This is a genomic window from Alkalihalobacillus bogoriensis ATCC BAA-922 (genome assembly GCF_000621445.1).
Lineage (GTDB): Bacteria > Bacillota > Bacilli > Bacillales > Bacillaceae_F > Bacillus_AO > Bacillus_AO bogoriense.
Genome location: NZ_JHYI01000011.1, coordinates 124,577 through 141,147, shown reverse-complemented (window position 1 = coordinate 141,147; position 16,571 = coordinate 124,577). Strand labels below are relative to the sequence as shown.

16 protein-coding genes are annotated in these 16,571 nt (G+C 37.7%); 9 read left to right on the top strand and 7 right to left on the bottom strand.

Going from position 1 to position 16,571, the window contains the following annotated elements; translation table 11 throughout:
* Positions 1-10: 10 nt before the first annotated feature.
* Together T323_RS0104650 and T323_RS0104645 are read left to right on the top strand one after the other, a co-directional pair.
* Entirely contained in the window at positions 11-1,042 is a 1,032-nt protein-coding gene (locus T323_RS0104650; RefSeq protein WP_035177764.1) for an ABC transporter permease, read from the top strand.
* 2 nt (positions 1,043-1,044) lie between these two features.
* Positions 1,045-2,007 (top strand): ABC transporter permease, encoded by a 963-nt coding sequence (locus tag T323_RS0104645; protein WP_026672223.1) that lies wholly within the window; start codon positions 1,045-1,047, stop codon positions 2,005-2,007.
* 235 nt (positions 2,008-2,242) lie between these two features.
* On the opposite strand, the gene T323_RS0104640 is transcribed toward T323_RS0104645, so the two are convergent.
* Positions 2,243-3,745, bottom strand: coding sequence for an amidase (locus tag T323_RS0104640; RefSeq protein ID WP_026672222.1), 1,503 nt, complete (start codon positions 3,743-3,745; stop codon positions 2,243-2,245).
* A gap of 101 nt (positions 3,746-3,846) precedes the next feature.
* Positions 3,847-5,388: a glycosyl hydrolase family 18 protein gene (locus T323_RS0104635; RefSeq protein WP_245613687.1), complete on the bottom strand. Its 1,542-nt coding sequence runs from the start codon at positions 5,386-5,388 to the stop codon at positions 3,847-3,849.
* 504 nt (positions 5,389-5,892) lie between these two features.
* On the opposite strand from T323_RS0104635, the gene T323_RS29510 reads away from it, so the two are divergent.
* The 3 genes from T323_RS29510 (at position 5,893) to T323_RS0104620 (ending at position 8,616) form a co-directional block, all read left to right on the top strand.
* Complete coding sequence (locus T323_RS29510; RefSeq protein WP_281175711.1) at positions 5,893-6,021, top strand: hypothetical protein; 129 nt, start codon at positions 5,893-5,895, stop codon at positions 6,019-6,021.
* A 247-nt stretch (positions 6,022-6,268) separates the two neighbouring features.
* The gene (locus T323_RS0104625) at positions 6,269-7,495 is read left to right on the top strand and encodes a zinc-dependent alcohol dehydrogenase (RefSeq protein ID WP_026672220.1); all 1,227 of its coding nucleotides are present in this window, start codon (positions 6,269-6,271) and stop codon (positions 7,493-7,495) included.
* Between the two features lie 29 nt (positions 7,496-7,524).
* On the top strand, positions 7,525-8,616 hold the full coding sequence (locus T323_RS0104620; protein ID WP_026672219.1) for a class II aldolase/adducin family protein: 1,092 nt from the start codon (positions 7,525-7,527) through the stop codon (positions 8,614-8,616).
* Between the two features lie 113 nt (positions 8,617-8,729).
* On the opposite strand, the gene T323_RS0104615 is transcribed toward T323_RS0104620, so the two are convergent.
* From T323_RS0104615 to T323_RS0104600, 4 genes are all read right to left on the bottom strand, one after another.
* A complete protein-coding gene (locus T323_RS0104615; RefSeq protein WP_026672218.1) occupies positions 8,730-9,503 on the bottom strand; it encodes an SDR family oxidoreductase in 774 nt (257 codons plus the stop codon).
* 124 nt (positions 9,504-9,627) lie between these two features.
* Positions 9,628-11,160: a methyl-accepting chemotaxis protein gene (locus T323_RS0104610; RefSeq protein ID WP_026672217.1), complete on the bottom strand. Its 1,533-nt coding sequence runs from the start codon at positions 11,158-11,160 to the stop codon at positions 9,628-9,630.
* 175 nt (positions 11,161-11,335) lie between these two features.
* Positions 11,336-12,865, bottom strand: a complete 1,530-nt coding sequence (locus T323_RS0104605) for a methyl-accepting chemotaxis protein (RefSeq protein WP_026672216.1) — start codon at positions 12,863-12,865, stop codon at positions 11,336-11,338.
* 122 nt (positions 12,866-12,987) lie between these two features.
* On the bottom strand, positions 12,988-13,239 hold the full coding sequence (locus T323_RS0104600; RefSeq protein WP_026672215.1) for a hypothetical protein: 252 nt from the start codon (positions 13,237-13,239) through the stop codon (positions 12,988-12,990).
* A gap of 215 nt (positions 13,240-13,454) precedes the next feature.
* On the opposite strand from T323_RS0104600, the gene T323_RS0104595 reads away from it, so the two are divergent.
* The 4 genes from T323_RS0104595 to T323_RS0104580 all read left to right on the top strand — a co-directional run bounded on the left by T323_RS0104595 (position 13,455) and on the right by T323_RS0104580 (position 16,095).
* Positions 13,455-14,162 carry a 2-phosphosulfolactate phosphatase gene (locus T323_RS0104595; protein WP_026672214.1) on the top strand — a complete coding sequence of 236 codons (708 nt, stop codon included), beginning with the start codon at positions 13,455-13,457 and terminating at the stop codon, positions 14,160-14,162.
* On the top strand, positions 14,159-14,956 hold the full coding sequence (locus tag T323_RS0104590) for a phosphosulfolactate synthase (protein WP_026672213.1): 798 nt from the start codon (positions 14,159-14,161) through the stop codon (positions 14,954-14,956). Before T323_RS0104595 ends, T323_RS0104590 begins: the two co-directional genes overlap by 4 nt.
* Entirely contained in the window at positions 14,943-15,341 is a 399-nt protein-coding gene (locus T323_RS0104585) for a VOC family protein (RefSeq protein WP_026672212.1), read from the top strand. Before T323_RS0104590 ends, T323_RS0104585 begins: the two co-directional genes overlap by 14 nt.
* A gap of 142 nt (positions 15,342-15,483) precedes the next feature.
* Complete coding sequence (locus T323_RS0104580) at positions 15,484-16,095, top strand: YitT family protein (protein WP_026672211.1); 612 nt, start codon at positions 15,484-15,486, stop codon at positions 16,093-16,095.
* 37 nt (positions 16,096-16,132) lie between these two features.
* Here the strand turns inward: T323_RS0104580 and T323_RS0104575 are convergent, their stop codons facing one another.
* A complete protein-coding gene (locus T323_RS0104575) occupies positions 16,133-16,417 on the bottom strand; it encodes a hypothetical protein (RefSeq protein WP_026672210.1) in 285 nt (94 codons plus the stop codon).
* Between the last annotated feature and the right edge of the window lie 154 nt (positions 16,418-16,571).

Here is a 16,571-nt window from a genome sequence, read left to right as displayed (position 1 = left end):
GCGAGAAAAAATGGACCATATCATTTTCCCTCTTTTAGCAGTTCTAATCGCTTTAACGATCGGAGCTATTATCATGTTATTAAGTGGCTATAATCCAGTACGAGGTTATACCGCCCTTTTCGTTGGAGTAGTCGGAGATACGTATTTTATTGGAGAAACGATTCGGACAATGATTCCTTTAGTTTTGGCTGGATTAGCTGTTGCCTTTGCCTATCGAACGGGATTATTCAATATCGGTGTAGAAGGCCAATTAATCGTCGGATGGCTTGCGTCTGTTTTTGTTGGGATTACATTTGATCTCCCTAGTTTTCTTCACCTCCCTCTAGCTATCGGAGCCGGAGCCTTCGCTGGAGCGTTATGGGGCTTTATCCCTGGCCTCCTAAAAGCAAAATTACATGTTCATGAAGTTATCGTTACGATTATGATGAACTATATTGCTCTACATGTAGTCAATTATTTAATCCGAACGTTTTTATTACAGCCTGGGGAAAGGACTGATATTGTGAAGCCTTCAGCTTCTTTAGCCTCACCTTTCCTGCAATCGTTAACAGACTTTTCAAGATTACATTATGGATTCATCCTTGCCATTATTGCATGTATCATTATGTGGTTTACTCTTTGGAAAACGACAACTGGCTTTGAATTACGAGCTGTCGGTTTAAACGAGCATGCTTCTAGATACGCAGGAATGAATGTAGGTGGAAATATTGTTTTATCTATGGTTATATCAGGAGCTTTTGCTGGGGTTGGTGGTGCAATGGAAGGATTGGGCACATATCAATATATGACTATAATGTCCGGATTTACAGGTGTCGGTTTTGATGGGATTGCGGTCGCCCTTCTTGGAGCGAACACTGCAATCGGTGTTGCCTTAGCTTCAGCGTTGTTCGGTGGTTTACAAATCGGTTCGTTGAATATGCAATCACAAGCTGGGGTCCCGACAGAGCTCGTAGACATTGTCATCGCCTTAATTATATTTTTCGTTGCTTCTAGTTATTTGGTTCGTTGGCTTATTACTCGAATCAAGAAGGAAGGTGTATAAACATGGACCTCCAACAAATACTAGGTCTCCTTATCCCTACTGCTATTTTTTCAGCTGCACCTTTAATCTTTACCGGCATTGGTGGGCTGTTTAGTGAACGAACAGGGGTTGTCAATATAGGATTGGAAGGATTAATGATTATTGGTGCTTTTGTTGGCGTTGTGGCTACTCTCGCATTAGAAAATATCGGAATGGGACCTGCTTCTCCATGGATAGCGTTACTATTTGCTATCGTAGCCGGTTCACTCTTTTCATTATTTCATGCTTTTGCTTCCATTACATTAAAAGCAGACCAAATTGTTAGCGGTGTAGCGTTAAATTTTTTAGCGTTAGGATTATCTGTGTTTCTAGTAAAAAACATTTATAATAAAGGCCAAACTGATTTTATCCAGCATTTAATTTACAGAATCAATGTTCCTGTTCTAAGCGACATTCCGATTATTGGCCGATTATTTTTTGCAAATGCTTATATTACCTCTTATCTAGCAATTATTGTGGCGTTTATTGTCTGGTATATTGTGTTTTATACTCCGTTTGGACTCCGTTTACGTTCAGTCGGTGAACACCCGATGGCTGCTGACACAATGGGAATTCGGGTCTTAAAAACGAGATATGTTGGCGTAATGTTAAGTGGGGCATTTGCTGGAATGGGTGGCGCTGTTTATGCATTAACGATATCGGGAAACTTTGCAGCGAACACAATAACAGGACAAGGGTTCATGTCGTTAGCTGCTTTAATCTTTGGGAAATGGCATCCGATTGGAGTAGTAGGCGCTGCGCTCTTTTTCGGTTTAGCTCAATCGATTAGTATTGTCGGGCAACATATTCCTTTTCTCCAAGATATCCCTCGGGTGTTTCTGTTAACGGCGCCTTATGTGCTAACGATATTAGCTCTTGCTGGTTTAGTTGGGCGAGCAGATGCACCAAAAGCAATCGGTAAACCTTATGAAAAAGGATCAAGATAATAAAGAAAAACGCGGAGCGTCTTTTCTTTCAAGCGAAGAGCGTAGCCCTGCCCGCCTTTGACAGTGAACCCCAAGTGCTCCTCTTGGGCTGAAACGCGCAGGTGCGAAGCCTTCGCTCTTCTAGAATAAGCTTTCAAAGCTTCATTGCTATACTAAAATTTAACTTTTCTTTTGTTTTTAAAAAGAGACAGGTTGTTCAAAGGACATTCCCTTCCCCAACAACCTGTGTTTTTCTTTATATTTTTGAAAAAGTCGGGTTTTTCGTTATATCTATCCATAATTCTGTTTTTTCTAACATTCCAGCAAGTTGATATAACCGATCTTCTTTTCCTCTCGCCGCCATAAATTGAACCCCGCAAGGCAAACCCTCTTTTGTCATGTAAACAGGAACGGACATCGCAGGTTGACCTGTTAAATTGGCAAGTTGTGTAAACGGGGTTCGAAGTAAACTTGTCTCAGCTATTTTATCAACAAACCCAACTTTTTTAAGCAAATGAGCCACTCCGAATTGGTTTACTAACGAAATGAGCATTTTTTCCCCTTTACTTTGCTCAAGTTCTCCAATTTTTGCAGGGGGAAAAGCCGTCGTTGGTGTGACATAAAAGTCATACTGTTCAAAAAAAGTCTCCATTTGGAAAGCGGCTTTATCCCATTCTCGTAAAGATAACACAAATTCTTGAGCTGACGTAGCTTTCCCCATTAAATGGAGGAGCCATGTCGCTGGTTCAACATCATGTCTCGTTACTTTTTTGCCGAGTTGTTCTTCTGCACTATACAAAGTAGCGGCAACCTCGCCGAAATACATCGTTAAATAACTTTTCGCTAATGCTTTTCCATCAACAGGTGCTGTTTTTTCTATAACACGGTGTCCTTCTTTTTCTAGTTTCTTCATTAAATTAAGGACAGCTTCTTTACAATCGCCATCCACTTCAGTTCCTAATGGTGAAGTAGTAGAAAAAGCAATGGTTAATGGTGACTCATTAGGTGTTTGACTATACTGCATATAACGTAATGGATGTGGACTAACGGAAAACGCATTTCCTTTTTCATAGCCGCTTATTTCATCTAGTATGGCCGCACTGTCTCGAACGGACCTTGTTAAAACATGGTCAACTGAAGCTCCTTGCCAGTGGCGCCCATGGGTTGGCCCTGCTGGCGTTCTTCCTCTCGTTGGTTTCATTCCAAACAAACCACAATATGCAGCTGGGATTCGAATAGAGCCCCCTCCATCATTTGCTCCAGCTATCGGCACCATCCCCGAAGCCACGGCTGCACCTGAGCCTCCACTTGAGCCACCAGGGGTATACTCCATATTCCACGGGTTTCTCGTTGGACCATGAAAAGCAGGTTCAGTAATCCCCATTAGGGCAAATTCAGGGACATTCGTTTGACCAACAAATACCGCTCCAGTGTTTCTCACACGCCTCACATATTCAGAATCTTGTTTTGCTTTATAGGATGCAAATGCTTTTGAACCAGATGTTAGCGGTTCTCCTTTTATTTCTTGTGTTATATCTTTTAATAATATCGGGACCCCTGCAAACGTACCCGTTTCATCCTTTGCGATCGTTCGTTTCGCTTGGTCATACATCGTATGAATAACCGCATGTAAAGATGGGTTCCATTTCTCAATTTCTGTTATTGCTGCCTCTAGCACTTCTTCTTTTTTCACTTGTTTTGTTTGAATTAATTCAGCTAATCCTACACCATCATATTGTCGATATGGAAAGGTCCCCATCCTCAAACACCTCTTTATCAAAATAATCGAATTACAATCTCATTCGACAATTTTGAGTAAAAGTCCTTTAACGTTGTCCACGCTAGGTGGACAGTGTCTTTTTAGGGTGTCAGACACCCTGAAACATACCGCCATACACCCCATTCGCCTGTTGTTCCTGGTTCTTCTCCTAGTGTCCACCATCCTGCTCTCCATATACTTCCATTATGGGAAACCTCTGCTCCCCCAGTATAAACTTGCGTACTACTCCAAGCTGGCGCCTCACATTGTGATGGTGGCTCTGGCTCCGGTGGGTCAGTAGGATCTGTTGGTTCTGTTGGGTTTCCTGGCTCTGGAGCAGGTGGTGTTTGTCCATCAAATAAATCATTATGAACTTGTGTTAATAATGTATTGTTTCTATCTCCGCTAAACTCCCAAAACATTGCTCCCCCAAGCCCTAAATTTTGAATATAGGCTGTTTTATAAGCCATCGATTGTTCATCATCATAGGAGATAAATTCTCCGGTAGACGGATTATATAAATAAGGAACTTTTGCTACATCATTCCAATGCCGTGTATAGCCATTTTTATTAATAAAGTTATTTTCAAGATCAGTGAAATCATAAACGCCATTTTCCCAAGTTCCTCCTGTAGCTCGTCCACAATTTTGATATTCTCCATTTCGACCATTGCTACAATTTCCCCACGACCGACCATAGAACGGGACCCCTAATACTAGTTTTTCTGGAGGTACCCCTTTTTCAAGATGTCCTTGGACACCGGCATCGACATAATAAACTTCCGCTTGTGGTACACCAGCAGTAAGCGCTGCTTCATCATAAAACAATGGAGCATTATGAGCACTTACAGTTTGCCACCCACCATTAAAGTCATATGTCATAATATTGATGAAATCTACCACTTCAGCGATTTTATCTAGTTCGTTATTTTCCGCATACGTTGGACTAGCACCTGATGCTATCGTTAGTAAATATGTTTTTCCATCTTCTTGTTCTGCAATATCAAGAGCTTTCCGAACTTCTTGCAATAAGAGTGTATGATTTTGCTTATCTTCTGGACGACGACTATTTCCAGGCAGTCCTCCACTCACAGGATATTCCCAATCCAGATCAACTCCATCCATATTATATGTTCGTATAAAGTCAACAGCAGATTGAGCGAACACTTCTCTCGTTTCTTGAGTAGCAGCTACATCAGAAAACCGATTAGACCATGTCCATCCACCAATTGAAATGATTGTTTTGAGATGGGGATGTTGCTCCTTTAATTTGCTCAACTGATTCAAGTTCCCAGCATACGGTTGGTCCCATGTATCGCCAGTAAAGCGCTTCCCCGCATCAATCCAAGGGTCACCTAACACGACCGTTCCATTTGGAACATTAATTGTTTGCTCATCAGCATTTCTACAAGGCCATGTTTGCGGATTAGGTCCTTCTGGGTCCGCGTTTCCATGACGCCCATTCCAGCAAATATCGGCAAAAGCATAATTAATATGCGTCACTTTCGAACCATCAATATCGCTCACATTATACTCTCGACCGTATGCTGCCCATGACGGATAATATCCTACAATCTTATAATCTGTGTTCATCCCCGACAATTCATTAGCAAAGGTAGTTCCACCACCTCCAACGGGAAACATAACCGATAGTAACATTAGAAAGCTTAACAATCCCATAAACGTTCTTTTTCTCATTTTAGTATTTTTTACAATAGTACCCAATACACTTCTCCTCCTTCATAAGTATATGATAGGTTAATAGAATAGAATCCTTGTCATAAAAGAAAAAACAGCTTTAATCCATAGTTGAAAACATCATGTATAATCATCTATACCAGTTAACCTCTTTTTATCTTCTCTCATTCGTTCACTAACGGAAAGGGTATTTATCCCTAAATTTCAGAATATTCCTAATCGTTTTGTTTTCTATATTTCTTATGCTTTTGCACATAAACAACTAGATAAACGGAATTTTCATCCAAATATATCAAGAAAATCTAGTAATCTATTACTTTTCTTTTAATCTCATATAACTAGACAACTATACAATTTAAATTTGATTTGAACAGTAAAAAATGTATAAATTCCTTCTATTCAACACAAAGTAAAAAAACATCTACTTTGCCTTGAATAGGAGGAAAACCAATGATAAGAACGATGGTTGAGCAATTTCAAGCTTTTGTCTTTGCCTTTTTTGAGCTTGAATACGAAAACGTCCTTTATGACAATCAAGAGCAAACAACATCAGATCCTCATCCCCATTTAAAGGTGTAACGTCTAGGGAGTGGTTTACCTCTGCACACCACTCCCTATAGACGAAGCCAACTTCTAGTCATTCATTCTTTTTTTAACTCCAACCAAAATAACAGAAAAACACTATATCTCCTATTTTTTTCTCTCTCAAACAAATTTTAAAATCCCCTTAAGAGTTTTTATAACGTTTTATACTGTATAAAATTGGTTAGATTGTTAAAAATAACGGTAGGAAAATCTCACCAAAGCTCCATTAGGAGGTGTAATGATGAAGTCCGTTCAGTTTGATTATAGTATTCCTCGATATGTAGTAAGCAAAGTGGCTGGAAAAATGAACCCGTCACTACATTGGCACCCAAAACTTTCATGTATACGTTTACGTGACGTTCAAGAACCTTCCCTGCCTAATGAGGATTGGGTAAAAATCAAAGTTACATATGGTGGCATTTGTGGAAGTGATTTAAACTTAATTTTTTTAAATGATAGTCCCGCCACATCTCCTTACGCCTCCTTTCCTTTTACGGTAGGACATGAAGTTGTCGGAACAGTATTAGAAAGTGGAAAAAACGTTGACAACTTACAAAAAGGGACAAGGGTTGTCGTTGATCCTGTTCTCTCTTGTATTAGTCGTGGCATTTCTCCTCCTTGTAAAGCCTGTGCTAGAGGTGATTTTAGTGTGTGTGCACATAAAACAGAAGGGAATATTTCTCCTGGACTGCTTATTGGCGCGTGTAAAGATACTGGTGGGAGTTGGGGTCCAATTCTTGTTGCCCACAAAAGTCAAATTTTAACACTCCCAGATGAAGTCGATGACTTAAATGGCGTATTAGTCGAGCCATTCAGTTGCTCCTTACATGCGGTATTGCGAAATCCACCACAACAAGGAGATAAAGTACTAGTAATTGGAGCAGGAGTTATCGGTATTTCAGTCATTGCGGCGATTCGAGCACTTGACATTGAGTGTGAAATCATTGCGATGGTCAAACACCCATTCCAAGGTGAATTAGCCAAACATTTTGGGGCAAATGAACTTATTTACCTTTCACGAAATGAAGCGTACATAGACGAAGCCGCCATCATTCTTGGTGCGAAAAAGTTAAAGCCAATTTACGGAGACGCTGTCATTGAAGGCGGAGCTGATATCGTCTATGAATGTGTCGGGAAAAAGAAAAGCATGAATGATGCCCTTCGTTTCTCACAAAGTGGAGGAAAAGTAGTTTTACTCGGTTTGGCGAGTATTATTGATGGAATTGATTGGACAACGGTTTGGTTAAATGAGCTCGAAGTAAAAGGAAGCTTTTGTTATAGCACAGGAGAATATCAAGGGAAGACAATGCGAACGCTCGAAATTGCGATTGAATTAATGAAACAAAAAAAAGTCGACTTAGCTCCAATGGTAACTCACAAATTCCCGCTTGATCATTACCGCGAAGCCATTCATACAGCTGCGAATAAAAGTAGGGAAAATGTCATGAAGGTTGTATTTGAGCATTAATATACACATCCATGAAGGAGGATTACAGCATGAAAACATTTACATTACATGGTACGGCCAATACTTCATTTTTACAATGGCTCTATGCTGGTTTAAAGGATACATTTTCAGCTCAAGGGTTCCACTTTAGTGATAACCATGAGGAAGTCATTCAATTAGTATTAAATTTTGTAACACCTGACGAGTGTCGTCCTTATCGCAGAAAAGCACAAGCGACATTTGTCGTATCGGTTTTGGAAACTGAAGGAACCATTGATAACGTTTTTAAAGAAGCATATCCCTATTTAATTCGTTCCTTATCTAATCACCTGCTTTATATTAATCATGACAACGATGTGACTACTTTGTATTTTCTAACACCTGAACAAGGATGTTATCGAATCGAGTATAAAAAAGGTGATGACGAACAACGCTTATTTAAAGCGATTTATGATAGACTCGAGCCTTTAGCCTTATCTCAATTGGTTATTAATAATGACTTTCAATATGACTTGCCAAAACCGTTGTGGAAAGGCGATTCCGTAACAAATCAGTTAAGTGAGTCTGGGAAAAAACTTGATGAAATGGATTTGCTTCCAGCACCATTTCCTATTGATCAATATTTAACTCCACGGGATATGCGTCAACTTCATAAATTATATGGAATTGGTGGGTTAAGCTATGGAAATTTAAGTGCACGTCAAGAAAATAACAATTTCTGGATGAGTGCTAGCGGCATCGATAAATCAAACATGAAGACAATTGGACAAGACATTCTTTATATAAAAGGGTATAACGAAATAAATAATCAAATTGAGGTGAGTGTGCCACCAGAAATCGCTCCAAAACGGGCGTCTGTTGATGCCATTGAGCATTGGATGATTTACAAGGAGCACCCTGAAGTAGGTGCCATCGTTCATATTCACGCCTGGATGGACGGGATTAAGGCGACAGAAATAAATTACCCTTGTGGGACTGTTGAACTTGCCAAAACGGTCGCACAACTAGTGAGAGAAGAAGAAAACCCTGCTCGTGCAGTCATCGGCTTAAAAAATCACGGACTCACAATTACCGGAACTTCCCTAGAAGATATTTTCAACCGAATTGATGGAAAAATACAACGACAAGTCCCAATGCATTAAAACCAACTTGAACGAAAGAACAAGGCCACTGAAGAGGATAAGTCCTCTTATCAGTGGCCTTACAAACGTTCTAGTGTTTTTCTTCCCCAAAAATTAGTCCTGATGTTTGTACGTTATAATAACGATTCTGCACCATCAATAAATATATCGGTTCCAGTAATATGACTTGATTTTTTTGAGGCTAGAAACACAACTAAATCAGCAACTTGTTCAGCTTTACCAGGCTGATGCTCTAACGGTTGATTTCCTTCTGGGTATTCGATAGGGATTTTCACTTTATCTAAACTTTCCGTCGGATGTGTGTTTTGGCCAATATTTGTTTCAATCGCACCTGGGCAAATCGCGTTCACACGGATCCGATACTTGGCTAACTCGAGCGCTGCCATTTTCATAAATGCCACTTGCCCTGCTTTTGATGTACTGTAAGCAGACATCCCTATATTTTTAAATGTTCGATTTCCATTAATCGAACTCGTTATAATAATACTCCCACCTCTAGTTTTCATATAAGGAATACTATGTTTAACAAGTAAAAAAGTACTGCGCAAATTCGTTTCCAACGTAACATCCCAGTCTTCTGCTTTTAAGTCTTCTATCGCTGCCAAAGTCCCATTTATACCTGCATTAATACAAACAACTTCTATAATCCCATTCAAGTTTTCACATGCTTTTTGAAAGCCATTTTTCACCCTCTCCTCATCTTTAACATCAATGTCTAAAACAATTGATGTCCCTCCAGCCTTATCAATACTCCGTTTTACTTCTTCTGCACGCTCTTCTTTAATATCCATTATACAAACAGCAAATCCTTCTTCTGCTAGTTTGATCGCACTAGCTTTTCCGATGCCAGACCCTCCGCCTGTTACGATTGCGATTTTATTACCCATCTCATCACTCCAGCTTTTAAGATTTCCTTTATTGTTACACGCATAATATAAATGATTCCTCTTATAAAAAAACGTCCTAATAGGAATATTCACCCTTTTAAGACGTTCTTTCATTATATAGTTTCTAGTTTCTGCGACTAACATTCATATCTTCCACTAACCTTTCGAGCCTCGATGTCATATCCTTTAATGACGATGTAATGTCAGTGAAACTTTGATACGTAGCCAATTGTTGTTCGGAAGAAGCGGAAATGGATTCTGTCATTGCTCGCTGATCATCTGAAATATTTGTCATTTCTTCTAGTGACATTTTTAACTCTTTTACTTTTGTGACAATCGTTTGTGAAATGAGATGAGCTTTCTCTACATTTTCATTCACTAATACTGTATTTTCAACAATTAAATCAAAAACCTCATTTGTTGCCTTGACTTGATCAATTCCTTTTTGGACTTGTGTTTGACTGATTTGCATCACATTTGTGACATCATTAGTACCCGTAACAACATCCCGGATAACTGAAGAAATTTGCGCTGCATAATTACTTGACTGGTCAGCTAGTTTCCTTACTTCTTCAGCCACAACCGCAAAGCCTTTCCCCGCTTCTCCTGCTCTTGCTGCTTCAATCGCAGCATTTAATGCTAATAAATTTGTTTGGTCCGCAATTTCAGACATGAAAGTTAATGTTTTTTGGATTTGCTCAGCTCCAGCTTGTAAACGTTGGACGACAACCTCCATATTTTGAACGGAATGAGATATTTCACTCATTTGTTTTTCTGTACTACCCATACTTTGCTTTCCACTTACTGCTAACTGCTTCGTTTGATCTGAAGATTGTTTTGAACGTAATGATTGCTCTGAAATAGTGGAAACGTCGACAGTTACAGCTTCAAGAATATCCGAACTTGTTTTAGCGCTTTCAAGTTGTTTTTCCGCACCAGACACCATATCTTGAATAGAACTAACAATTTCACTATTCGCTAAAGTAGATTCTGAAACTCCAGTATTTAGCTGTTCAATTCCTTCAAAAACTTCGTTAGACGTTGAAATAATATTTTCGATTAACTGGGAAATCACATTGTTATCATGGTTTTCTCGCAACGTAACCATTTGTAAATATTTTTGTCTTGCTACTAGCTGAATAATAATAATGACACTTGTAAACACAAGGAAAACAGCATGCATCATTAATAACCCAAAAGGATATTCAGTTGAACCACAAATTAATTCTGGAAAGGTAAAATAGCCAACCGTATGATGCACGGCAAAAATTCCTGTACTCCACACAATAAGACGAATATTTTCAAAATAAGCCAACCCAGCTAAGACCATAAAAATTGAAAAGTGATATTCTACTAATCCATCACCACCTGCAATAATGGATATACTTCCAAAAGTTAGAGCTAACATAATCAACATCGGTATTCTTTGGTCCGTTTGTTTTTTCTTATACAGCACAAATGAGAGAGCCAACAAAATACATGGAATAATCATAAGTAAAGTAAGAATTATATTTAAATCTGTAATGCTTGTCCCTCGATGACTAAGGCTATAATGAGCTAAAAAACCAAAATGACGATGCAAAATGTGGATCAAAAGAGATAACCCTACAACAAACAATGTGAAATACATCATAATCGCGTTTTTTTGTTTTACCATTGTGCTCTCCCCTTAAAATATAATTCTATAATACTAGTTATTTAGTCCTTTCATTCATTTTACAAGCATCTACTATTTTCCGCAATCTATTTATAAATAAAAGTTTTATAATAAAAATAACATCTTTTTCAAAACTTAACAAAAAAGATCGCTATCTTTTTTGTTAAGTTGATATTTATCGAGTAACAGTCATATCACACACTTGTTTTTCTAATTTTTCCGTCATTGACTGGAGCAAGGCAGTCGTCTCTTGTAAGTTTGCAAACGTCTTTAATTGACCTTCTGAGGCAAAAGAGATTTCTTTTGTTTTTACTTGATGTTCATTTGATACGTCCATCATCTCATTCACTAAATTATTAAGCTCTTCTACCCTCTTTGTAATCATTAATGCTAAATGATAAGCTTGGTCCACATTCATATTTACATTCTCTGTATTTTTCACTATTGATTCAAATACAACGGTTGTCGACTGAACTTGATTCATACCTTTTTCTACTTGTGCCTGGCTTTCGTTCATGACTTTAGTCACATTACTTGTCCCTTCCACAACGTATCCAACGATGGAGGAGATTACAGATGCATAATGTTGGGATTGGTCAGCTAATTTCCTAACCTCATCTGCCACAACTGCAAAGCCTTTTCCGGATTCACCCGCTCTCGCCGCTTCAATTGCAGCGTTTAACGCTAATAAGTTCGTTTGTTCAGCGATGTCAGACATAAATTGAACGGTTTGTTGGATATCCTTTGCACTTCCTTGAAGCTCAGATACGACTACTTCCATGTTATTTACGGAGTTTGAAATAGCCTTCATTTGCTCTTTGGTTTCTTGCATACTTTCTTTTCCATTACGTGCCAAAATCAATGTTTCATCAGAAGAGGTTTTCGAACGAAGCGATTGCTCTTTGATTATCGTGGCATCGTTCGTTACCTCTTGAATCGCATCTGTACTTTGATTTGTTTTCTTAAGCTGCGCTTCGGCCCCAGCCACCATTTCTTGAATAGAAGCTGTGATCTCAGTTGTAGCAGCTGTTGACTGCTGAACTCCTTTTTCAAGTCTTTCAATTTGGACGAACACTTGATTTGATGTTTTTTCTATGTTGTTGATAATGTTTTGGATCATGTTTTCGTGTTCACGTTCCCTTGTTTTCACTGCTCTTTCATAACGATTTCTCGCAATAATTTGAATAAGGATAACGACACTCGTAAAAATTAAAAATACAGCATGGATCATAAGCATACTAAAGGGATATTCAGATGTCCCGCAAAGCAATTCTGGAAATGTAAAGTAACCTAATAAATGTTGAACAGCAAATATAACGGTACTAACAATGACAAGTTTAACATTTTCATAATACGCTAGTGCCGCTAATACCATGAAGATAGAGAAATGATATTCAACAAGTCCATCTCCTCCTGCAATGATAGAAATACTACTAAATGTTACGGTCAATGTAATCATCATAGGGATATACGGATGAACGGCATTTTTCAAATAAAGAAAAAAGGACGAAAAGAATAATAAAATTGGTATAAGAGCAAGTCCAATTAAAATAGCACCAAAATCTGTACTCGTTTCTGTTGCATGGTGCATATGACTTAAGTGATGAAGAAAATGGAACTGTTGATGTAATACGTGAACGATAATAGATAATAGGACGACAAACGCCGAAAAAGATAACATAATAACATTTTTTCGTTTTTGCACAAAGAAGACCTCCTGAGTATGGGAAATAAAAAAGATGATATTATTTACCCAATAAGGAGGTCCTTTAAACCTACTACTTTTTTCCTTGTATTTATTTGTTTTTTAAAACCCGAAGGAGATATTTAAATTAATAGTTCATATACTTCATTTAATTGTCTGTATCTTGTTGGGTCCATTCCATCTTCTGCGTATTCAATTTCTCGTTTTAATACTTTATTTAAAAAAACATGTTCTTCCTCATCCAATTGTCGAACAAACTCTAATTCGCTTTCATTTGATTTACTTTCAATTTTTTCATATACTCGTCGGCACACTTCACTATGTTCATAATAATTCGATAAAGCTTCTCGTAAATATCCTAATGTTCCATCCATTTTTATACACACCACCTTTTTTAGAATTCATTTTATTCTTCTCCGTTTTTCCATCTCTTATTAATAACAATATTGCTCTAATAATTACCTAAATCACACTTGGAATACTAGGTCAAAATAATTAGTGCGAATGCCCATGTTACGATTTGAGCGTTAGGTGAATATACTCTTTTTGAAGGCTTTACGATAACAAACTTGTTGGGAGCGACAATCCAATGGCGATTCGAATTTTACAAGGACACCAACATTCACTAGCACAAAAGGAAGCAGACCCTCACATTAATGTTGTCATTGATGTGATACGAGCATTCACGGTTGCGCATTATGCCTTTTGTTCCGGAGTTAAAGAAATATACCTTGTGGACACAGTAGAAGAGGCATTCGCATTGAAGCAGCAGCATCCGGACTTTTTATTAGCTGGGGAGGTGAATGGACTACCAATTCAAGGCTTTGACCTTGATAATTCCCCTGTTACATTTCAATCAAAAAACCTTCAGGATAAGACCATTATTCAAAAAACAACAAATGGTGTTCATGCAACACTTCATGCGCTAGATGCTGACTATACACTTGTAACGGGATTTTCGAACGCAAAGACTACCGCAAAATATATTCAAGGTCTTCAAGCGCATTCACCTACACTCCAAAATATTAATCTAATTGCTTCTCACCCGACTGGCGATGATGATCTCGCTTGTGCAGAATACATGAAATCCATCATTCTTGACCACGACAACATAACTGTAGAGGAAACCATTCAACGTATTGAACAGTCACATGTAGCCGATAAATTTTTTGATAACAAGAATGAACATTTTTCGAAAGAAGATATTTCATTATGTACAGTTGAAATGCATGAACTCTTTGTGATGGTGGTAAAGAAAAAGGACGGAAAACCAAGAATTGAGAGGTTAGAATTATGAGTAATCTAGAGCTATCATTACCCCTTAGACAACAAAAACCCCGTCAACATGGAATTTCCATCATTATCGATAACGGAGTGCCTATCTCTTTTTTTAAAGATATGATGAAAAGCTCAAGTGAACTAATTGATTTTGTTAAATTTGGCTGGGGTACATCACTTGTAACAAAACATATAGAAGAAAAAATAGCATGTTTACAAGACCATGATGTCGACTATTTCTTTGGTGGAACATTGTTTGAAAAATCTGTAAGTCAAAACAAAGTAGAACAGTATTTTCATTACTGCCAAAACATGCAGTGCAAGTATATTGAAATTTCAAATGGTACAGTCCCGATTTCCAACAAAGAAAAAGCCGAATATATTAAAGACTTTTCGAAGGATTTTTTCGTGTTTAGTGAAGTCGGTTCAAAAGATTGTACGATTTCTAACGAACATCACTCAAAAGATTGGATTGAATTTATTCATGAAGACATTGAAGCTGGTGCTATGAAAGTGATTACTGAGGCTAGAGAAAGTGGTACGAGTGGTTTATGTCAAGAAAATGGTGAAATCCGCTTGCAAATCGTAGAAGATATTGTGTCTTCAGGGCTTAATTTGCAACAAATCATATTTGAAGCCCCTTCGAAAGAAATGCAAACATGTTTTATTGAGAAAATCGGCCCAAATGTAAATTTAGCCAACATTTCCATTCACGACCCGATTGCACTTGAAACATTACGATTAGGGCTTCGTTCTGATACATTTCATCTTTTTACTAATAAAATGGTGGTGACTTTAAATGAGAGAAACTAACAAAGTATTTCATCTTGCGGTACCTTGTAAAGATTTAGAAGAAACTGAACAATTTTATACTCAACTTGGTTGCAAACGAGCAAGAAGATACCATGACCGCGTCACATTTGACTTCTTTGGTGACCAACTCGTTTGTCATTTAAATCCAGAGAAAATCGACTTAAAGCCTTCCATGTATCCAAGGCATTATGGAATCACTTTTACGAACAAACAAGAATTTGAGGCTCTTCTAACATTAGCTGAATCCAGAAACCTTCCTTTTTTTCAAAAACGGATGGTGAGGTTTGAAGGAAAACAAGAGGAACATATCACATTCTTTTTAATCGACCCTTCCAATAATCTGCTAGAATTTAAATATTATCATGATCAAACAATGGTTTATTAAATCTATAGAGTACTTAGCCACTTTGGCTAGGTACTCTTCTTTTTTGACATAACTCTTTATTCATTTCATATAATTTACTAAGACAAGCTCAAACAAAAGTGGAAATGAGGGCGTTTGAAATGGATAAAGGAAATGAAGTATGTTGCTCCTAAAGAAATATTGTATGATTACTGCTGGCGGTATAATCCAAGGGTTTGCCATGGCTATTTTTCTTTTTCCCCATTCCATTCCATCTGGAGGTGCTGGTGGAATTGCAGTCCTTTTAAATTATTGGTTTGCCATACCGGTCGGATTTGCTCTTTGGTTAGTTAATTTTTCTTTGCTTGTTGTCGCCATTAAATGGCTAGGTAATGCAAGTGCAATGGGAACAATGTATGGAATTACAATCACTTCATTAACGATTAATTTTTTTCAAGTTGATATGTACAGGCCGTCAACTTATGTTTGGTTTGATTTACTTATCGGTTCGTTACTACTAGGAATTGGAGTTGGTTTATTGTTAAGGCAAGGTGTATCAAATGGTGGAATGGGAGTTCTCGCTTTATTATTTGCTACTTATCGAAATACACTTCCTGGTAAGCCCCTTTTTTTCATGAACGGATCCATTTTTATCTTAACGGCACTCGTAATTGATTGGGGAATTATTATTAAAGCCATTATCTCACAATGGGTTTCTACAAAAGTTGTCGACTTTATTTATCATATGAAAATTCAACCTTCTTTTAACCCTTCATTCCGAACTCGTAAAAGGTAATATCCTTTCCTAGAGAGCTTAGGAAAGGATATAATTATTATTGTTTTCCTTCTTCATTTTCAAGCTCTATTTTAGAACCGCCAACAGAAACAAAGGAGTAAACTTCCATATCTGACTTTAATTTCGTTAACCCTTCTAAGTACGGTTTAATTAAATCTTTAAAATCCGCCTCAACTCCACCTTCTTGTAATTGACCATATACGTACATTTTCTTTTCTTCCATTAAAAATGCTAAATATCCTACTGCTTCATTATTATCTGTAACGACATTAAGAACTTGTGCATCTTCTTTTAGAAATTCAGGTGAGAAATAAATTTGCAACAAAAGACCCTCCTTACCCCTTATTTATATGGATTCGTTTTATTTTTCTCAATAATCAATTCTTCATTCTTATTATTCATAATAACCTGTAGTGCGTTTGTTATCATTTCCTTTTAGCCAAACGTTATACAATCATTTAAGCATAAGACTTGAA